The organism is Streptomyces sp. Ac-502, assembly GCF_045222935.1.
In the GTDB taxonomy this organism is placed as follows: domain Bacteria; phylum Actinomycetota; class Actinomycetes; order Streptomycetales; family Streptomycetaceae; genus Streptomyces; species Streptomyces monomycini.
This window is the reverse complement of the sequence record NZ_JBHFFO010000012.1, coordinates 111,116-127,988: the sequence shown is the minus strand read 5'-3', so window position 1 is coordinate 127,988 and position 16,873 is coordinate 111,116. Positions and strand designations below refer to the sequence as shown.

At 72.6% G+C, this 16,873-nt stretch carries 26 protein-coding genes and 1 pseudogene; 22 read left to right on the top strand and 5 right to left on the bottom strand.

What is annotated here, in order from left to right; genetic code table 11:
* Positions 1-251 precede the first annotated feature (251 nt).
* From ACEXOX_RS47480 to ACEXOX_RS47470, 3 genes are all read left to right on the top strand, one after another.
* The gene (locus tag ACEXOX_RS47480) at positions 252-1,676 is read left to right on the top strand and encodes a hypothetical protein (RefSeq protein WP_406526958.1); all 1,425 of its coding nucleotides are present in this window, start codon (positions 252-254) and stop codon (positions 1,674-1,676) included.
* 21 nt (positions 1,677-1,697) lie between these two features.
* Positions 1,698-2,009: a hypothetical protein gene (locus ACEXOX_RS47475; protein ID WP_406526959.1), complete on the top strand. Its 312-nt coding sequence runs from the start codon at positions 1,698-1,700 to the stop codon at positions 2,007-2,009.
* Between the two features lie 84 nt (positions 2,010-2,093).
* Positions 2,094-2,687: a hypothetical protein gene (locus tag ACEXOX_RS47470; protein WP_406526960.1), complete on the top strand. Its 594-nt coding sequence runs from the start codon at positions 2,094-2,096 to the stop codon at positions 2,685-2,687.
* A 107-nt stretch (positions 2,688-2,794) separates the two neighbouring features.
* Here ACEXOX_RS47470 and ACEXOX_RS47465 read toward each other — a convergent pair whose 3' ends face one another.
* On the bottom strand, positions 2,795-2,944 hold the full coding sequence (locus tag ACEXOX_RS47465; RefSeq protein WP_406526961.1) for a hypothetical protein: 150 nt from the start codon (positions 2,942-2,944) through the stop codon (positions 2,795-2,797).
* 269 nt (positions 2,945-3,213) lie between these two features.
* Here ACEXOX_RS47465 and ACEXOX_RS47460 point away from each other — a divergent pair, with 269 nt between their 5' ends.
* The 19 genes from ACEXOX_RS47460 to ACEXOX_RS47370 all read left to right on the top strand — a co-directional run bounded on the left by ACEXOX_RS47460 (position 3,214) and on the right by ACEXOX_RS47370 (position 13,791).
* Complete coding sequence (locus ACEXOX_RS47460) at positions 3,214-3,771, top strand: hypothetical protein (RefSeq protein ID WP_406527173.1); 558 nt, start codon at positions 3,214-3,216, stop codon at positions 3,769-3,771.
* 401 nt (positions 3,772-4,172) lie between these two features.
* On the top strand, positions 4,173-4,631 hold the full coding sequence (locus tag ACEXOX_RS47455) for an RRQRL motif-containing zinc-binding protein (protein ID WP_406527172.1): 459 nt from the start codon (positions 4,173-4,175) through the stop codon (positions 4,629-4,631).
* 56 nt (positions 4,632-4,687) lie between these two features.
* On the top strand, positions 4,688-5,626 hold the full coding sequence (locus ACEXOX_RS47450; RefSeq protein ID WP_406527171.1) for a DUF4097 family beta strand repeat-containing protein: 939 nt from the start codon (positions 4,688-4,690) through the stop codon (positions 5,624-5,626).
* A 133-nt stretch (positions 5,627-5,759) separates the two neighbouring features.
* On the top strand, positions 5,760-6,074 hold the full coding sequence (locus ACEXOX_RS47445; RefSeq protein WP_406527170.1) for a hypothetical protein: 315 nt from the start codon (positions 5,760-5,762) through the stop codon (positions 6,072-6,074).
* An 86-nt stretch (positions 6,075-6,160) separates the two neighbouring features.
* Complete coding sequence (locus ACEXOX_RS47440) at positions 6,161-6,556, top strand: hypothetical protein (protein WP_406527169.1); 396 nt, start codon at positions 6,161-6,163, stop codon at positions 6,554-6,556.
* A gap of 130 nt (positions 6,557-6,686) precedes the next feature.
* Positions 6,687-7,166 (top strand): Pycsar system effector family protein, encoded by a 480-nt coding sequence (locus ACEXOX_RS47435; RefSeq protein ID WP_406527168.1) that lies wholly within the window; start codon positions 6,687-6,689, stop codon positions 7,164-7,166.
* A 129-nt stretch (positions 7,167-7,295) separates the two neighbouring features.
* The gene (locus ACEXOX_RS47430; RefSeq protein ID WP_406527167.1) at positions 7,296-7,646 is read left to right on the top strand and encodes a hypothetical protein; all 351 of its coding nucleotides are present in this window, start codon (positions 7,296-7,298) and stop codon (positions 7,644-7,646) included.
* Between the two features lie 197 nt (positions 7,647-7,843).
* On the top strand, positions 7,844-8,533 hold the full coding sequence (locus ACEXOX_RS47425; protein ID WP_406527166.1) for a hypothetical protein: 690 nt from the start codon (positions 7,844-7,846) through the stop codon (positions 8,531-8,533).
* A 74-nt stretch (positions 8,534-8,607) separates the two neighbouring features.
* Entirely contained in the window at positions 8,608-9,177 is a 570-nt protein-coding gene (locus tag ACEXOX_RS47420) for a hypothetical protein (protein ID WP_406527165.1), read from the top strand.
* A gap of 192 nt (positions 9,178-9,369) precedes the next feature.
* Positions 9,370-9,675 carry a hypothetical protein gene (locus ACEXOX_RS47415; protein ID WP_406527164.1) on the top strand — a complete coding sequence of 102 codons (306 nt, stop codon included), beginning with the start codon at positions 9,370-9,372 and terminating at the stop codon, positions 9,673-9,675.
* 90 nt (positions 9,676-9,765) lie between these two features.
* Positions 9,766-10,443, top strand: a complete 678-nt coding sequence (locus ACEXOX_RS47410; RefSeq protein ID WP_406527163.1) for a GGDEF domain-containing protein — start codon at positions 9,766-9,768, stop codon at positions 10,441-10,443.
* Entirely contained in the window at positions 10,440-10,880 is a 441-nt protein-coding gene (locus ACEXOX_RS47405; protein ID WP_406527162.1) for a hypothetical protein, read from the top strand. Before ACEXOX_RS47410 ends, ACEXOX_RS47405 begins: the two co-directional genes overlap by 4 nt.
* A gap of 54 nt (positions 10,881-10,934) precedes the next feature.
* A complete protein-coding gene (locus tag ACEXOX_RS47400) occupies positions 10,935-11,219 on the top strand; it encodes a hypothetical protein (RefSeq protein ID WP_406527161.1) in 285 nt (94 codons plus the stop codon).
* The gene (locus tag ACEXOX_RS47395) at positions 11,219-11,701 is read left to right on the top strand and encodes a hypothetical protein (RefSeq protein WP_406527160.1); all 483 of its coding nucleotides are present in this window, start codon (positions 11,219-11,221) and stop codon (positions 11,699-11,701) included. The genes ACEXOX_RS47400 and ACEXOX_RS47395 overlap by 1 nt, the downstream gene beginning before the upstream one ends.
* Positions 11,698-11,883, top strand: coding sequence for a hypothetical protein (locus ACEXOX_RS47390; RefSeq protein WP_406527159.1), 186 nt, complete (start codon positions 11,698-11,700; stop codon positions 11,881-11,883). The genes ACEXOX_RS47395 and ACEXOX_RS47390 overlap by 4 nt, the downstream gene beginning before the upstream one ends.
* Before the next feature lie 71 nt (positions 11,884-11,954).
* Complete coding sequence (locus ACEXOX_RS47385) at positions 11,955-12,191, top strand: hypothetical protein (protein WP_406527158.1); 237 nt, start codon at positions 11,955-11,957, stop codon at positions 12,189-12,191.
* 118 nt (positions 12,192-12,309) lie between these two features.
* Positions 12,310-12,939 (top strand): HIT domain-containing protein, encoded by a 630-nt coding sequence (locus ACEXOX_RS47380; protein ID WP_406527157.1) that lies wholly within the window; start codon positions 12,310-12,312, stop codon positions 12,937-12,939.
* Complete coding sequence (locus ACEXOX_RS47375; protein ID WP_406527156.1) at positions 12,891-13,109, top strand: HIT family protein; 219 nt, start codon at positions 12,891-12,893, stop codon at positions 13,107-13,109. Before ACEXOX_RS47380 ends, ACEXOX_RS47375 begins: the two co-directional genes overlap by 49 nt.
* Before the next feature lie 211 nt (positions 13,110-13,320).
* Positions 13,321-13,791, top strand: a complete 471-nt coding sequence (locus ACEXOX_RS47370; RefSeq protein WP_406527155.1) for a hypothetical protein — start codon at positions 13,321-13,323, stop codon at positions 13,789-13,791.
* Here ACEXOX_RS47370 and ACEXOX_RS47365 read toward each other — a convergent pair.
* The 4 genes and pseudogenes from ACEXOX_RS47365 to ACEXOX_RS47350 all read right to left on the bottom strand — a co-directional run.
* Positions 13,713-14,345, bottom strand: a pseudogene (locus ACEXOX_RS47365) (DUF6193 family natural product biosynthesis protein); the annotation flags it as partial. The gene ACEXOX_RS47370 and the pseudogene ACEXOX_RS47365 overlap by 79 nt on opposite strands.
* A gap of 16 nt (positions 14,346-14,361) precedes the next feature.
* The gene (locus ACEXOX_RS47360) at positions 14,362-14,853 is read right to left on the bottom strand and encodes a hypothetical protein (RefSeq protein ID WP_406527154.1); all 492 of its coding nucleotides are present in this window, start codon (positions 14,851-14,853) and stop codon (positions 14,362-14,364) included.
* Between the two features lie 190 nt (positions 14,854-15,043).
* Entirely contained in the window at positions 15,044-15,802 is a 759-nt protein-coding gene (locus ACEXOX_RS47355; protein ID WP_406527153.1) for a DJ-1/PfpI family protein, read from the bottom strand.
* Positions 15,799-16,803: a GlxA family transcriptional regulator gene (locus ACEXOX_RS47350; protein ID WP_406527152.1), complete on the bottom strand. Its 1,005-nt coding sequence runs from the start codon at positions 16,801-16,803 to the stop codon at positions 15,799-15,801. The genes ACEXOX_RS47355 and ACEXOX_RS47350 overlap by 4 nt, the downstream gene beginning before the upstream one ends.
* Between the last annotated feature and the right edge of the window lie 70 nt (positions 16,804-16,873).

The following is a 16,873-nucleotide window of genomic DNA, read 5'->3' as shown; positions in this document are numbered from 1 at the left end:
ACCATGGCCGCCCTCGGCGGACCCGAGTGGGGCGACAACCCCTGGTGGGGCTTCTCGGTGGCCTGGTCGCTGGGCTACGGCGCCTGGGCCTGGCGCCGCTGGGGCCGCCGCCCCGCCCCGCAGGGGCCGCAGCTGTCCCGGCAGATGCTCGACTGGATCGAGTACGCCGCGGTCCCCGACGGCCCGTACCCCAAGAGCAAGCTCGTCTCCCCCTGGCCCGTCCGGACGGCGGCTGGGCCGCGGAGATCCACGTGCCGCGCGGCAAGTCCTTCAAGATCCAGGCGCTGGACGATGTGCTGTCCGCGCTCGGCATCGACGACCCGGACCTGCTGGCCCTGGAGAAGACCGCCCCCCGCAAGGGCAAGATCACCGTCTTCGCCGAGAACCCGCTCAAGGCCGGCACGCTCTTCGGCGACCAGCACGTGCTGGACCCGGAGACCGGGCTCGCGCCGATCGGCGTGTACTACGACGGCGTGCTCGCGCACTACCGGTTCTTCCTGCCGGGCTCCGGCGCCGTCCACTCCTTCGTCACCGGTACCTCCGGCTCCGGCAAGTCCCGCCTGCTGGACGCGCTGCTGGGCATCGAGCGCCGCAGCCCGCTGGTGTGCTCGATCGTCATCGACCCGCAGCAGGGCCTGTCCCTGCCTGACTGGCCCGACGGCGTCGCCGTCTTCGCGCCCGGCAACGCGCTCGGCATCGTCGTGCTGCGTGCCCTACACGCGATCATGAAGGAGCGGGCCGCCCGCTACAACCGGATGAAGTGGACCGACGACAAGGGACGTACCCGTGTCGGCCGGGCGTTCTTCGTTCCCGGCGATCCCGACCCGCTGCTCTCGCTGACCCTGGACGAGGCGCACGACCTGCTGACCGATCCCGAATACGGCGAAGAGGCCGTGAAGATCATCGGGGATTTCGCCAAGGAGGCCCGGAAGGTCGGCATCAAGATCCGCCTGGCCAACCAGTCCCCCAACGCCTCCGAGCTGGGCGGCGAGACGCTGATCCGCGACATCCTGCAGGGCGGCAACAATGCCGTCCTGCGCTCCGGCAGTTCGGCGACCGGCAAGCGGGCCGCCGGCAGCGCCTTGGACGGCGTCGACCCCGGCGCCATCCCCCGCGAATTCAACGACGGCTCCACCACCGCGGGCCTGGGCTACCTCGCCGGACCCGACAACCGCACCGCGATGTGGCGCGCCCCCAATGTCGAGGACCCGTACGGCCTGGCCCACGAGGGTTTCACCACCGGCATCGAGCAGGCCACCGTCGACGCGCTGCCGATCGTGCGTCACATCCTCGCCGAACACGCCCTGATGCTGCGGCTGCGCAACGCGGGCGAGGAGTACACCTACGATCCCGAGCGGTTCACCGACGACGCATCCGCCGCCAAGGCCCGGAAGAAGACCGCCGCTCCCGCCTCTTCACAGCAGCCGGTGCCGGATGCCGTGGAGCCGGCCGGCTCCGGCCTGTCGGACACGGCCCGCAGCATCGTGGCCTTCCTCCACAAGCACGGCAAGCCCGTCGCCCCGGCCGTCATCTCCCGGTCGCTGGGCATTCCCAACCCCCGGGTGCGCACCGCTCTGGGACGTATGAAGGACGACCCGGACATCCCCGTCGTCAGCCTGGGCCAGGGCGCCTGGGTCCACGAGGCCCACGCCGGCGAATACAAAACCGCCGCCTGACCTGCAAAGGAGAACACCGGCATGCCCCACACCACACCTGCCGCACCCGCTGCGGCTGCCGGCCCGCTGACCGTGCTGGCCGCCGTCAGCGACCTGATCCGCCAGCGCGCCGCCCGCACCGGCGCCGCGCCGCTCCCGCAGGTCACCCTCTGGCTGGACGAAGTCCCGGCCCTGCCCGCCGACCTGGCGCACGACGTGCACGGCCTGGTCACCGACCTGGGCCGCAGCGCACGCCACCAGGGCGTCCACGACGCCGGGCAGCCGCGGCGGCCCCGCCGGCAGTACCCCACCCCCGCCCAGCTCACCGCCGCCATCGAGCGCGGCCAGGCCTAACCACCGCCAGTCCGGCGTCCGAGACCGGCCCCGCCCGCCGGGGCCGGCCTCCGCCATGCCCGAGCCGACTCCTTGGAGCGCCCGATGAACACCGAGCACTACCCGGTCGGCCAGGACGTCGGCCTTCACACCCCCGCCCTGCCCGCCGCCGTCTGGCAGCCCGCACCACCGCATCCGGTCACCACGCCGACGGTGACGCTCTACCCGGTGCCCGTGCCCGGCGCCGTCCAGGTCCAGCTGCCCGACGGCCGCCTCGCCTGGGGCCGCCCCGTCGAACACCACCTGGACCCGGCCCCCGTCGACGTCCCCCGGCGCGAGCCGGTGCCCGCCTTGGCCAAAGCCGTCGGCGTGGTCGCCGGCAGCCTCACCGCCCTCGCCCTCGGCGGCGCCCTCGCCCTGCGCATCGCCGCCCCCGCCCTGGGAGACCTCGTGGACCTGCTCGATGCGATCTGGAAGGTCGTCCTGACCCTCGCCGTCATCCTCCTCGGCGTGGGCATCGTGGCCCGCCGCCTGCTCGCCCGGGACCACGGCGCACCGGACAGCGGCGGCGTCGGCGGTACGGACGCCGGACAGACCCTCGTTTTCGCCCCGCAGATCGACACCGGCGGCACCCGGCTGCTCGGCCGCGGCGGCGACGTGAACATCCAGTGGGGCCACACCAACCACAACAAGCAGTAACCGGCCCGCCGACCTGCCTGGCCCTCGGCACCCGCCCACCGGCGGCCGAGGACCGGCCAGGCCGCCCGGCCACGCACACCCGCACACCCTTCTCGGCCCCAACCGCTTCAGGAGTGACCCGCCATGCCCAGGAACGAGACCGCGCCCGTCTTCACCCTCCAGCCGTTCGCCGCCCCCGACCCTCCTGGTGGCAGGCCCACCGCCACCAGGTCCTGTCCGCCGCCGCGCTCGTCGGCGGCTTCGTCCTCGGCAGCCACAGCACCGGCGCCCCGGCTGCCGGCGCCCCGCCCGCCCACCTCGCGCCAGCCCACCCCACCACCCAGCCCACCCCGTCCCGCTGACCGGAAGGCGACCCCACCATGAGCGTCTCCCCGATCCCGCAGCCCCGCCCCGACCGGTCCGGCGACACGCCGACCGCGCCCGCCCCCAGCCGGTACACGCGGTTCAGCGGCGTCCGCGGATGGTTCGGCCGCCGCCTGGCCGACCTCGACCTGGCCACCACCTACGGCTGGCGGCTCACCGCCACATGGATCAAGACCGTCACCGCCATCAGCGGGGGCTGGCCGCCGTCTTCACCGCGCACTGGATCGGCAACACCGTGCTCGGCCTCGCGCGCGCCCTGCCCTGGCCCCTGCCCACCGACCCCACCGGCCTGCTCGCCACCATCGACCAGCCCGTGCGCCATTACCTCGCCACTCACACCCAGGCGCTGCCGGTCACCGCAGCCACCGCCTACAGCACCTGGCAGGCCGTCGGAGCCGTCTCCCTCCTGCTGGGCTTCCTCCGCTTCACCGGCGCCCGCCTGACCTGGACCGCCTGGGGCGCGGCCACCGTCGCCATGGTCTGGGCCGGCACCCCCGGACCCGGCCGCCAGGTCGCCGCCGGCATCACGCTCCTGGCCTGGGCGGCCCTGAGCCTGTTCGCCCTGCGCGGCCTGTCTCTGTTGCCGGCCGCCTTCGTCCACGTCGACGTGCACAACCAGGCACCCCCGGCCCCGCAGGTCCGCGCCGAGATCCACCTGCCCAAGGCCGCCCCAGCCCCGCACAAGCCGTACAACCCGCCGCAGCCGCCGTCGTGGAACTGACCGCTGCCTGTCCGGCCCGCGCCCCGCGCGGACCGGGCGGAGAACGGCCAGACACACCAGGGCCGCCACGCTCAGCACGTTGAAGCTGTCCCTCTCGGGCCGCCGCCGGCATGCCGTCAGTTACAGGGGTCCGCCAGTTCCGGCCAGTTGGTGCCCGAATGCCCGTACCCGCGGCCGTACCCGAGACCTGACGCCCTGCCCGGCCCGGCACCGTCTTCCGCACCCCCACTGACGCGCCGTACGACGTCGACGGGGCGCGGTGTTGTCCGCCCACCTGCTGGAGGAGACCGACTCGTGCTCATCCCCCGCCCCCGCCGCCGGACCGGCCGGCCCCGCCCGCACCGCCCCGGCCCCCGCTACCCGCAGCCTCCTCGCCGGCTGCCCGGCGCCTGGCGCCGGTGATGCCCAGCCCCCGCAAGCGGCACCGCCGCGAGGTGAGGCGCGTGCCGCGCAGCGAAGCGAGGCTGCCGGAGTTCGACCGGCGCGCCTGCCCCGAGAATCTGGTCACCCGGCGGCAGCTGCGGGAGAAGGGGCTGAGCCCCGGCGGCCACGGCCCGGTGGCGGTGCTGCGCTGCAAGGTGTGCGCCTACCGGCCCGAGCAGGCGTGCATCCATCCGACCCGGGCCTGGCTGTACCGCGTGGACCTCGCCCGGCCGAAGCGCAAGCCATCGCTGGCGCAGGAAGAGGCGCTGGACCGGGCGATGGCTGCCCGCCAGACCTGCCCCGCCTGCGGCCGCCGTTACCACCACGTCCTGCCCCTGAAGACTCTTGGCAGCTGCCTGGAGTGCCACGACGGCACCCCGGCCGCCCCGGACAGCTACTGCCGCCCGGCCCCGGCCGTGCACCGGCTGGCCGCCTGACAGCCGGGCTTCTTTCCCACCTCACCGCGTCATCTGACCTGCAGAGGAGATCTGCCGTGCCCGTACGTACCCTGACCGCTCAGCAGCCCGGCCCCGTGCTGATCGACATTCAGCTCCTGGGCGCGGGCGGCACCGTCACCGTCCGCACCGACGCCAGCCACACGGAAGCCGAAATCATCCTCCGTACGGCCGACGAGGCTGGCGCCTCCGCCGATGCGGTCCGTGACGCCGACCTGCGCTGGGATGCCCGCGGCGCGCTCGTCGCCCACGTCCAGGGCACCGGAGGCACCAGCGGCGGCACCACGGTCGTCAACAGCGGCGGCGGCACTTTCACCGCCGGACACAACTTCGGCGTCGTCCAGCACGTGCAGAACAACGTCGGATCGATCGTCATGGTGTCCGGCGGCGACCTGAACCTTGGCGGCGGCCGGTACCAGTTCCACGGCGCCGGCACCGTCCACGTGGTCCAGGGAGCGTCCCCCATCGAGATCATCGCTGTGGTGCCCGAGGGCTGCTCGGTCACCGCCCGCACCCAGTCCGCCGACCTCATCGCTGACGGCACCTTCACGGCCGTGTCCGCCGCCACCCAGTCCGGCGACGTCCGGCTTCCCGGCCACAGCGAGCGGGTCACCGCGAACACGCAGTCCGGTGACATCGACGTGCAGACATCGCCGAACATCATCGCCAAGACCCAGTCCGGCGACATCCGGCTCGGCCGCACCGACGTCACCGAGGCCAGCACCATGTCCGGCGACATCCACCTCCGCGACTTCGGCGGCACCGCCCAGCTGACCAGCATGTCCGGCGACATCCGCGTCCACGCCAGCGCCGGCGGCGACCTCACCGCCACGACGATGTCCGGCGACATCACCGTCACCGCGACCGACAGCGCCGTCGACGACGACCTGGACGTGCGCGCTCACAGCATGACCGGTGACGTGCGCACTCCCCGTCGCCAGACCCACGTCGGCGGCCCGCGGCGCCGCCGCAGCTGACCCGCCCGCTTCTGCCGCTTCCGGTGCGCCGACCGCGCGCCGGGAGCGGCGGTGGCGGACCGGCCAGCCCGTATCCCTGTCCTCGATCACCGGTCCGACCGAGGCAGACCTGATGGCGAAGGGGCCAACCACCATGACTGGACGCGAGGTTCGCGAGATCACCATCGACACCTGGGCCATCGAGCTCGACAACGGCGAGAACCTGCGCGACCTCAACATCGGTGACGCCGTTGAGCTGCACACCGGCACCGCCTTCGACGGCCTGTGGATCGCCAAGGAGTTCAACGAGCGGGGAGCCGCCGTCACCCTGCAGGCCGCCACGGTCGTTGAGAACTGCGCTGCCGATACGGAGATCGCCTGCCAGTACTCCGGCAGCCGCCACGCGCACCCCGTGGATGCCGAAAGCCGCCTGCTCCGACGCCCCGAGACCGCGACCGCATCGTCGTGACACGCACATTCCCCGGCCCCGCGGCGTGCCGCGGCGGGGCCGTCCTGCCGCTGTCCTTCGCCCATTGAGGCCAGGAAGAGGCCAGCATGCGCCATCTCCCCAGCACCGTGGTCATCACGTCGTACGGCGCCGCCCACCACGATGCCCCGCCGGACATCCGGCCGGTCACGGTCGACGCCTCGGCCCTGTCCCTGCCGGACGCCGTATCCCGGGCGGGCCGGCAGCACGGCGGCCGCGACCTGGCCGTCCGCGCCTTCATCACCCGCAGCCCCGCAGGCCGGAGCGTCATCGGCCAGGCCATAGAGCGAATCCGCCAGCGCATCGGACCCGGCGGACACATCGCTGTCCATGTCATCAGCCCGCACGGCCAGTACCGGGCGCCCGCCGTCGCCGAGGAGATCGCCGACCGGCTGCGCGCTGCCGGCATTCCCGTGCAGGTGTTCCACCGCCACCTCAAGCGCCCCGGCCCGGCGCCCCGCTGATCCGCACCTCCTGTCGCCCTGTTCGCTCATCCGGGCAGGGCGACGTCCGTCCGAACCGGACGCCCGGGGAGGACCGGAGCCGGGCCGCCGCTCGGCACATATCTACGACCTTGGAGAGTCGTCTGTGACCATGACCAGCGAACCCCCCACCGGCACGCAGCGCACCGGCACCAACCTGGACAGTGCCTGTGCCTCGGTGCCCGTGGAGATTGCCCGGACCGACAGCAAGGCCTCGCTGCTGCTCGCTTTCGACGGTGTCGTGCTCGCCGGCCTGGCCGGACTCGCGGACAAGAAGTGGCCGCTGCCCGCCCAGATCGTCGGTGGCATCGCCGCCCTCCTCCTGATCGCCGCGGCCGTCTTGCTCCTCCTGGTCGTACGGCCCGACCTCGGGGGCCGCCGCCGCACCGTGCAAGAAGGCTTTCCGCTGTGGGCCCGGCTGGACGAGGACGCGCTGCTCGCCGTGATGAGCCGCGACACCCGTCTCCCTCGGACCAAGGCACTGTCGCAGATCGCGGTGCGCAAGTACCGGCTCCTGGCCCGCGCGATCGACACGATCCTCGCCGCCCTGGGCCTGCTGCTGATCGCCGCAGCACTGGCCGCTTTCGCCTGACCGGACGCTTTCGGCACGGCCCCGCTCCGCCGGCTACCCGGCGGGGCGGGGCCGTGCGGTGTCCGCCCGGTCAGTCGGACCGGACGACCGGGACCTGTCTGGAGGTCACCGTGTCCCTCGCGTTCCCTCATGGAGGCCGCTGCCGATCGCTTCGGCTGGCGGCGCGCCTACGGCGAAACCACCGCGGTCGACGCCTTGCTCGCCGAGCAGACCGAGACCGCCTATGCCCAGGCCGCCGGCCACGCGGCCCTGGCCACCGCGAAGAACCACGATGCTCTGGCCGTGCGGCCGGGCGTCCTGGACGCCCGCGGCCGGGCCCTGGCCGACGTGCTGTACCTGGAGGGTGTCCTGGCCGGCGCCCGCAACCGCCGCCTGGCGCCGGAGCTCATCGCGCGACAGCGGCCACGTCATCCTCGACAACCGCCCCTGCTCGGGGCTGTGGCCCGAAGGCGTGCGGCACGACGACGCCTTCCTGTGTGAAACCGGGTTCGCCGGAGCCGACGACAACCAGGGCGCCACGCGCTGACCGAACGGCTCAGACAGCCCACCTGTCCTGACGCGCCAGCACAGATCTGGCGCTGACAAATGCCCGGGGCGGCCTTCACGCCCTTCCGCCCCGGAGTACTGCTCTTCCCCCATCCAGCACCAACCGGCAGAAGAAGAGGAGCACCACCGTCATGAACCGATCCGCACGCTGCGCCGTGATCAACCTCGCGGACACCGTCACCGAGGGAACCAGCATGGTCCTCACCCTCCTGGGCGGCGCCATCGGCGCCTGGGCGGGCTACACCTACTCGCCCGGGGACTGGCGCCTGGCCTTCGCTGGCGGCGTCGCGGTCGTGGCCGCCGTCGCCGTCGGCGGCATGGCCGACCTGGTCCTGGCGCCGCTGCGTCAATTGCTGAACAAGGCCCGCAACACCACCCGCCCGCAGGTCGGCGGCCACACCGCATCCGGCGCCCCGGCCACCTTGGAAGAAGGGCTCGCGCAGGTCGCCGCCGCCACCGAGGCCGACGCGGCCACCCGTGCCGCGTCGGCCGCCTGGCACATCGACCAGAGCGAGAACTTCCTGCGGGACGAAGACCGGTGGCGCGGCTACGAGGACGGTGAAGCGACTTACTACCTCGCCCCCGGTATCTGGCTCCACTACCGCAGCGAGACGCACAGCTACGGCACCACCGAGCCCCGCTTCACGCTGCTGACCGGCGACAGCGAGCAGCCGGTGACCGTCATCGGCATGGCCCAGATCCGCCAGCTCCTTGCCGCCCGTGCCGCAGGCCTCCCCGTCGTCCGGGCCGGCTCCGACAACCCGAACAACAGCAGTCGAGACGACGTTCTGGACGACAGCTGCGCCAGCCTGCACGCCTGACGGGCTGCCCGTTCCGCCCCGGCCCCGGCCGGGGCGGTGCGGTGGCCAATCAGTCCGCTTCGCAGGAGGTTCCGTTGACCCGCACCGTCACCATGGCCCCGGCCCAACGCCTCGCCACCGTCCTCGTCGGCATCCTCGGCGCCGACTGGACGACGTCCGCCAGCACCGACTGGCCCACCGTGTTCACCCACGAAGCCGCCGACCGGCAACTCACCGCCTACCCGGACCGGGGGAACAACCGACTGGCGTTCATCGTGGGGCCGGCCGACGGCGAGGATGACTTCGCCCGGCAGCGCTTCGGGAAGTACACCCCCGACCTGACCGGCCACGACACCATCGACGGCTGGCTTGCTGAGGGTGATTTGGAGGCCGTCGCCGACGCCCTGGCCGTGATCCTGGAGCGGCTGACCGAGCAGCCCCTTCCCGAGCGGATGGTGCGCACCCATCCGGTGGAGACGGCGCGGGAGCACCTCGCCCAGCACGCCAGGGAACTGGCCGCGCACGCCTCCCACTTCGCCGCCAGCCTCATCTGGGCCCAGCCCGTCGCCGACGATGCCCAGCGGCTCGTCGGCCTCGCCCAGGCCCTCGCGCACACCGCCACCCGCGTGGACGAGCTGCGCGGCATCAAGCGCACACGCCGCTGACCGGCCCGCGGACCACCCACTCCAGAAGAGGGGATCAGCATGACCTCGCCGCCGTTCCGGCCCCGCCTTCCGGGCCGGAACGGCCGCACCACCTCCGCCGCGACCGCGACGGGCTTCCACGCCGCCCCAGCCAGCGAGGCCGGGACGGCGCGGTGGCCCCTCACGCACCAGGCACGGAAGGAGAGGGTCGTCATGCCGCACCGCGAGGTCTACGAGGTAGACGTCCCGATACACGACACCGCCAACCCGGCCCGCAGGGGGCTGCACGTCTTCACCGGCGAGGCGGACTCCCCCGCCACGGCCCTGCGGCGCGCGCACGAGGTCTACGACGCCGCGCTCGCCGCACAGCAGGCCGGACTCGAGCTCCCCGGCAAGCAGCCGGACAGCTGGGGAGCGCGCGGACTGCGACCCGGCTGGGAGCCCGACTGGCCCGCCGCGAAGACCGGCCGCTGGCACAACCCGCTCAACTGCACCCCCCACAGCGACTTCACGCTGTAGCTCCGCCCCGGGACAGGCGACAAGGCGTCCAAACCAACCGCCTGCCCCGGGCCCACCCAACCCGTACGAGACGAGAGGGAGACCTCAAGTATGGACCCCGCCACCCGCATTGCGTCCCCGATCGGGCAGCGCGCCCTCATCATCACCACCCTCGCGGTCCCGCTCACCGGCTGGACCGTTCACGCGCTCACCCTTCACCGGCGCCTCGCCGTCGACCCCCTAACCAAAGCCCAGCGCCGCGCCGCGTTCGAGCGCCGCGCCCAGCACCTGCTCGCCCGCCACCACAAGGACTCCCTGGTCTGCCTGGTCGACCTCGACAACTTCAAGGGCCTGAACGACAGCCGAGGCCACGCCGCCGGCGACCAGGTCCTCGCCGCGACCGGCGCGCGCCTTACCCATTGGGCCGGACCGCACGGAGTCGTCGGCCGCCTGGGCGGCGATGAGTTCGCGGTCGCGACCCGTGTGGACACCCGGGCCGGCAACGAGGCGATGGAGCAGCGCCTGACGGAGCTGATGGGCGTGCTGCACCAGCCCGTGCCCACCGAGACCGGGCCCCTCGCCGTCGCCGCGTCGGTCGGCACCGCCGCCCCCGGCTACCTCGGCATCCACGCCCTGCCCGCCCTGCTGCGCGGCGCGGACGTCTCGATGTACCGGACCAAGCACTCCGGCCGGTACGGCTGGGCGGAGATCGAGGACCTGCAGACGCCCACCGTCAACGGACGCCGCGCCGGCCGCCCCGGCATCGCGCTGCTGGAGCGTGCCGCATGACCGCCGAACTCGAAGGCGGCGACTGGATTCGCGGCATCACGATCCGCCAGCCCTGGGCCACCTGCATCCTCGCCGGGAAGACCCCGGAAAACAGGCCCGCGAACTGGCCGTGGCGAGGCTGGGTCCTCCTCCACGCCGGGAAGGCGAAGCCGGATCCCGCCCTGCTGCGTGACCCGCTGGTGACCACCGCGATCCGCGGCCGCGAGCTCCACCGCGGCGCGGTCATCGGCGTCGCCCGGCTCACCAACTGCCACCCGGACCAGGGCCCCGAGCGGTGCACCAGCCCCTGGGCCCAGAGGGACGTTCACCACCTGGTCCTCGACGACGTCCACGAGCTGCCGCTGCCCGTGCCCGCCACGGGCGCGCTCCCGGCCTGGAAGCCGACGCAGGACCTCGTGGACCAGGTCCTCCAGCAGCTGCCCCACCTGCGGCCGTGACCCGCAGAAGCCGCCGCTGCGACCACGCCTGATCTCCTCCCCCCGGAGGTTCCCATGAGCAGCACACCCCAGCACGGAACCGACCACACCCTGGCCTACCCCGAGCCGCCTGCCTCCCCGTTGTGGCACCGCCACCCGAAGGCACCGCCGCTCACCCCCGCCCAACGCAAGCGCAACTACGACCTGCTGCTGGACGGCGCCCGGCGCACGCCCTGTACGACGGCCGCCTGGGCCCGGGCGGCCGACTACCAGGTCGCCGACCGGCTGCCCTCCCAGGCCGTGCTGACGGCGTACGACGCCGCCCAGCAGTACGCGAAGACGCAGGAGGAGGCCGGCTGATGGATGCCACGCACCTGGCGGTCGACGGCTACGTCGACGCGATCCCGGCCCCCGGCACCAGCTGGGGCACCGCGACGTTCGACCTGATCCACTCCCCCGCCGACGCGGACCGGATCGCGCCCGACACCCCGGACACGGTGTACGCCTGCACCACCAGCGACCCGAGCATCACCGACGTCCTGCTGAGCGAGATCCAGCCCGGCGACCTGCTCCGCGTCACCGGCATCGCCGTCCAGGCCGACGGACCGGCCGCCCCGGCCCGGCTGACCGTCGAGGCCCTGGAGGTCCTGGAAGCCGCCCCCGCCCCGGTCCTGTACGACCTGGTGCTGGAGCGATGGGGCGGCTACGCGGCCGTCTTCGACGCGGACCGGGACACCGTGCCGGTGTTCACCGTGACCGGCACCTGGATCGGCGAGGCCGCCAGCCCCGACGCCATCACCGACCTGATCGACGCCTACGAAAACGGCGGTGGCCAGCGATGACCACCACCCCCTCTGCGCAGCGCACCGTGCTCAAAGGATTCCCCGCCGCTCACCCGCGCGGCTCGTGGCCGGCCGACGAGTACGCCGCCGAGCGGCGTGCCCAGGGCCAGCCCGCCTGGGTCGTCATGAGCCCGAACAGCGACGAGTTCCTGGTGGTCACAGACGCCACCGCTCCGCACTGATCCGCCCGCTCCCGGGTGCCGTGCCCGCCGCTGACGGGCACGGCACCCCTGCTCAGAAAGGGTCTCCGACCATGACTTTCCCGGCCCGCGCCATGCCCGTGCTGGTCACCCTGGCACTCCTTGTCCCCGCGGCGGCTGCGTGTACCGACCGCCCCGACCGGCACTGCGACGACAGGGCGCTCACGCCGGCCGCCGCGCTGTCGGCGGTGCAGCGCCCCGGCCCCGGCGGCCACGGCCACGGCAGCGTCGGCAAACCGAACCCGCACTCCAACCAGCAGCACCACGGCTCGAGCAGCCGCTGCCGCTGAGCAGCAACGTCCCCACCCGAACACCTCCTCCGGGCCGGCCGCACCGCGCCGCCGTCGGCCAAGCCCTGCCCGCTCCGGCGTTGTTCCCTTCCACTGCAGTCCCGATTCGGAGGCACCCGTGACGCCCGACGTGTTCATCGACTCCTTCGGCACCCGCTGGCAAGACCCACCCCCGCCGCGCCACCGCACCGCCGTCCTGTCCATCAACCTCACCAACCAACTGCTCAACCCGCCCGACGACCCCAACATCGCTGATGCTGTCGCCCGCCAGACCGGCCTGGACCCCGAAATGAACATGCACGTCCTGGCCACGCCCGGCGCCGACCGCATCGTCGACGACGCCGCACACCAACTGACCGCGCTGCTCACCGCCGACGACCGGCCGGTTCAACTCTTGGTCAACTGCTGGTACGGCCGCCACCGTGCCCCTGCCATTGCCGACGCCATCGGGCGGCGCCTGCACATCCACGGCGTCCGGGCCGTAGTGACCCACCATCACATCGACAAGCCAACGGTGCCACGCAAGTACCCGCGGCCTGGATGCCCGTTCTGCGCGATCATCCACGACGGTGCCGACGCCACGATCGTCCGTGCCTGGTCCGACACCGTCGCGATCGTGCCGCACAAGGGCGGCTGCACCCCGGCCACATTCTCGTCATCCCCCGCGGTCATGTCAGCGACTTCACCACCGACCCGGTCGTGGCCGGCACCACCATGCAGCGCACCGCCGAACTCGCCCACGAACTAGGCATCACGCCGGATGACGACGGAAGCCGTGGCTGCAACACGATCTGCAACGCCGGAGCCATCGCCTCGCAGACCGTCTTCCACCACCACCAGCATCTGCTCCCCCGCACCGCCGACGACGGCCTCACCCTGCCCTGGACCCACCCTGCTCGCGAACAGGACACTCGATGAAGCGACTCTTCCGCCGCTGCGGCCACACACCCGGCGCCCTCACCCCCGAAGACCAGGCCGTCGTCGACCAGGTCCGCGCGATGCTCACCGCCCTGCGCAGCCCACAGCGTTGGACGCCCGGCGCCGGCCAGGACATCGCTGTGCGGGTCGGCCCGTTCATCGAGCGCGCGACCCCCGGCCCGGCGACGACCACGGCCCCGACAAGATCGCCGTGGCCCTGGTCCACCCCGACACCCCGTACGCCGGCGCATACCTCCACCGCCGCCAGCTCGGCTACACCGAGCGCGGCTGGCTGCGCTGCGAGACGACCGCCATCATCGGCGCCTGGCAGCCGGGCTACGCGATGCTCACTCACGCCGCTGCGGGCCTGCCTCTGCCCGCCGACGTCGGCATGGCCCCCGCGCACTACGCCCTCTACATCGAGGCCCGCCGGCGCGACGAGCGCCGCGACGGCTACACCCTGCTGCGCCTCGGCCCGTACACCCAGATCAGGCACGCGCAGCAGGACCACGACCGGATCGCCGCCGCGCTGGACGGATGCGAGACCAGCCTCGCGCCCGGGTTCCGCATCTCCACACGGTTCGGGCCGCTCGACGTGAGCGCCTACAAGCTGTTCGCCGACCCGTACGAGGCCGACGCCGTGGCGCTCCTGGATGCCGCCGTCGCGGGGGTGAGCGCGTGACCGCCGGCGGCCCTGTACGAGATCGAGACCAGCGGGGACGGCGACGGTGCGAGGTACTCCGTCGAAAGTCTCCGGGCTCTCGGTAGGGAGGCAGCCGGCAACGGCGGCCTCCCTACCGCCGTCCCTGTACCGCCGGTATCGGCGCCGGCTATGGCGCGCCTGCATCCCACCCTGGGTGGGATGACGCGAACGATCGGCAGGATCAAGGCCTGTACTCTCCTGTGTACCCGCAGGGAGTACAGGCCTTTTTGCGTTTCCAGTGGAAAGGGGCCGAGGCGGTCGTCGGTGGCATGCGGGGCAAAGCTCGCTGCGAGAGCGTGTGCAACATCGGCAGCGGCTCCGCTCCCGGACGCGGCTGCCCAGGATTTTTGTCGATGTCGGCGTTCGTGCTCGGCGAGGTCTTCGGGTGGGCCGACGAATGCGACGGATGCGGGGCCGCAGTTGGGCGGCAGCCGCGCAACGACCATCGTCACGGCTTCCTGCGCGGTAGCGGCCGTACCGATCTTCTGTGTCCGCGAGGGCCCTGCGACGTGGTACGCGCCGGAGTGGTCCGGGCCTGCGGCTGCCGGGTCATCTCCTGGTAGTGGCGGTGGCTACGGTGCGGGCCTGCTCAGGCCTGTCCGGGGTGCCGTACCGGATTTCGACGCGGGGGTGGGTCTTCAGGAAGCCGGGGTCGGCGATGACGACCTGCGCCGGGGCGTCAACGGTGTGCTGCGGGATGTCGGTGTCGAGGAACCACCCGAACTCTCCGGTGGCCGGGGCGTAGAGGAAGAACGTTCCGCCTGAGTACTCCTGCTCGGCCAGGTCGGTGTTGAGGACCAGCGCCCAGTACTGGACGGGGTTGCCTGCGGGCCACATCGTGCGCTGCTCGGCATGCAACCCGCTCAGGCCGATCCCCTCGAAGGGGTTGTCTGCCGCGACGGTGGCCGCGCGCGTCTGGGCCGGTACGGGGGCACTGAGGGACGGTGTGGCCGCCTGGGCGCCCGATGCGAGTGTGTGGCCGCCCAGAGCCACCGTCGTCAGGACTACTGCTGCGGCGCGGAAGGCGATGCGAAGCGACACCCTTGTCTCCAGTTCTGCTAGTGCGCGGAAGCCAGGCCCGCGGGGAGCGTGCTGCGGAAAGGTGATCGTCTTGGCTCGGTGCGGAACGCGGCAACTGCGCCCAGCAGAATCGCGCCACGGCCTCACCGGTGTCGCACCGAAGAGGCCGGCAGCCCGGGGCGTCCCAGCGTTGGCTTCGCACATCTGCCGGTCAGACCTGTGACGCGGCGAGCAGTTCCAGCGCGCGTTGCTTGAGCTGGGCGTCGGCGTCTGCGGCGTTGCCGGAGTCGAAGGGCGGGTGCGGGTCGTATTCGACGGCGAGCTGGATCGCTCGCGCCGTGTCCTCTCCGGCGATCAGGTAGGCGAGGTAGAGGGCCATGTCCACGCCTGCCGACACACCGGCCGCGGTGATGATCTTCCCGCTGCGTACATACCGCTGTGGCAGGTATGTCACGCCGAAGGCCGACTGCAGGTACTCGGCGGAAGCCCAGTAGGTCGTGGCCTGTTTGCCCTGCAGGAGCCCGGCCGCGGCCAGGATGAGGCTGCCGGTGCACACGGAGGTGGTCCAGACGCTGTGCCGGTGCATCTGACGGATCCAGTCCAGCAGTGCCTGGTTGTTCATTGCGCCGAGGGTGCCGCGGTTGCCCGCGCCCGGCACGAGCAGGACGTCGAGCCGGTCGACCTCGGCGATGGAGCGGTCGGCGACCACGGCCACGTCTCGGGTGTCGGTGCGGACCGCCCCGCGCTTCTCGGCGATCATCGTCACGGATGCGTCCGGCAGCCGTGCCAGGATCTCGGCCGGCCCGGTGGGGTCCAGCAGGCTGTAGCCGTCGTACAAGAGGATGCCGACGTGCGGCGTGCCCGGTGGCGGTGCGGCGTGTGCCGTGCCGGCAAGGGCTGGCCCCATGGCGAGCGCGGCAGTGGCCACGCTGCCGCGCAGCATGTTTCTGCGTGACGTCGAAGGTGTCATGGTCCGGGAGTGTGCCGTTTCGGCGCCGGGCGCGCGGGCGGCATGTCCGGCATCTTGCGCATCCTGTCCCCGGTGACCCCGTAGCGGCTCAATAACGCCTGGCGCAGCGTTTCCGATGACGTGAATCCGCAGCGGCGGGCGATCGCCGTCATGGGCAGGGCGCTGGACCTGACCAGGTGGGCCGCGGCTTCGGTGCGCGCGGCGCGTACGGCGCGTGCCGGGGTGGTGCCGAGGTGGGCGGTGAACAGGCGGGTCAGGTGCCGGGAGCTGATGCCCGCCCGGGCCGCCAGGGACGCCGGGCTCAGGTCCTCGGTCAGATGACCGGTGATGTAGCCGCTCAGGTCCCGCACCAGCCGGTCCTGCGGCGGAGGGCCGGCTAGGAACACGGAGATCTGGGCCTGGTCGGCCGGCCGGTGCAGATGGGTGACCAGTTCCCGGGCCACGGCGCGGGCCAGCGTCGGCCCGTGATCGTCCTCGATGAGCGACAGCGTCAGGTCCAGGGCGCTGGTGACCCCGGCCGACGTGTAGATGTTGCCGTCGCGTATCCACAAGGGCGCTACGTCCACCGCCACCGCCGGGTGGCGCTCGGCCAGCCGGCTGCCCCACCCCCAATGGGTCGTCACCCTGCGGTGCTTGAGCAGGCCGGCGGCCGCCAGCACATAGGCCCCGGTGCACACCGCTGCTACCCGCCGGCTGCGTCCGGCCAGCCTGCGCACCTGCTCCAGCAGCAGCTCGTCGGTTGCTGCGTCCTCACAGCCGACGCCGCCCACGACGATCAGCGTGTCCAGACGGCCGGTCACCGCTCCCAGTTCCCGCTGCGCCCCCAGGGCGATCCCGGACGAGGTGTGGACAGCCCGGCGGCCGAGCGTTCCCAGCTCGATGGAGTAGGGCGGTGCCGCGCCGTAGCGGTTGGCGATGTCCAAAGCGCCGCTCGGGCAGGCGATGTCGAGAATCTGCGCACCGTCGTATCCGACGATCACAACGCGCCGCTGGTCAGTCATAGCCCCGATAGCAGCACATCCGTCGGCCCCGTCCGGACGGATGCCCGTTCCGCAGTGCATGGGCAACCCC

Bases quoted from the DNA above. Each gene is read 5' to 3' on its own strand.
- ACEXOX_RS47470 (WP_406526960.1), top strand. From the start codon at position 2,094: ATGAACACCGAGCACTACCCGGTCGGCCAGGACGTCGGCCTTCACACC.
- ACEXOX_RS47475 (WP_406526959.1), top strand. From the start codon at position 1,698: ATGCCCCACACCACACCTGCCGCACCCGCTGCGGCTGCCGGCCCGCTG.
- ACEXOX_RS47385 (WP_406527158.1), top strand. From the start codon at position 11,955: ATGACTTTCCCGGCCCGCGCCATGCCCGTGCTGGTCACCCTGGCACTC.
- ACEXOX_RS47440 (WP_406527169.1), top strand. From the start codon at position 6,161: ATGCGCCATCTCCCCAGCACCGTGGTCATCACGTCGTACGGCGCCGCC.
- ACEXOX_RS47350 (WP_406527152.1), bottom strand. From the start codon at position 16,803: ATGACTGACCAGCGGCGCGTTGTGATCGTCGGATACGACGGTGCGCAG.
- ACEXOX_RS47355 (WP_406527153.1), bottom strand. From the start codon at position 15,802: ATGACACCTTCGACGTCACGCAGAAACATGCTGCGCGGCAGCGTGGCC.
- ACEXOX_RS47445 (WP_406527170.1), top strand. From the start codon at position 5,760: ATGACTGGACGCGAGGTTCGCGAGATCACCATCGACACCTGGGCCATC.
- ACEXOX_RS47390 (WP_406527159.1), top strand. From the start codon at position 11,698: ATGACCACCACCCCCTCTGCGCAGCGCACCGTGCTCAAAGGATTCCCC.
- ACEXOX_RS47460 (WP_406527173.1), top strand. From the start codon at position 3,214: ATGGATCAAGACCGTCACCGCCATCAGCGGGGGCTGGCCGCCGTCTTC.
- ACEXOX_RS47430 (WP_406527167.1), top strand. From the start codon at position 7,296: ATGGAGGCCGCTGCCGATCGCTTCGGCTGGCGGCGCGCCTACGGCGAA.
- ACEXOX_RS47400 (WP_406527161.1), top strand. From the start codon at position 10,935: ATGAGCAGCACACCCCAGCACGGAACCGACCACACCCTGGCCTACCCC.
- ACEXOX_RS47405 (WP_406527162.1), top strand. From the start codon at position 10,440: ATGACCGCCGAACTCGAAGGCGGCGACTGGATTCGCGGCATCACGATC.
- ACEXOX_RS47425 (WP_406527166.1), top strand. From the start codon at position 7,844: ATGAACCGATCCGCACGCTGCGCCGTGATCAACCTCGCGGACACCGTC.
- ACEXOX_RS47435 (WP_406527168.1), top strand. From the start codon at position 6,687: ATGACCAGCGAACCCCCCACCGGCACGCAGCGCACCGGCACCAACCTG.
- ACEXOX_RS47415 (WP_406527164.1), top strand. From the start codon at position 9,370: ATGCCGCACCGCGAGGTCTACGAGGTAGACGTCCCGATACACGACACC.
- ACEXOX_RS47410 (WP_406527163.1), top strand. From the start codon at position 9,766: ATGGACCCCGCCACCCGCATTGCGTCCCCGATCGGGCAGCGCGCCCTC.
- ACEXOX_RS47455 (WP_406527172.1), top strand. From the start codon at position 4,173: ATGCCCAGCCCCCGCAAGCGGCACCGCCGCGAGGTGAGGCGCGTGCCG.
- ACEXOX_RS47395 (WP_406527160.1), top strand. From the start codon at position 11,219: ATGGATGCCACGCACCTGGCGGTCGACGGCTACGTCGACGCGATCCCG.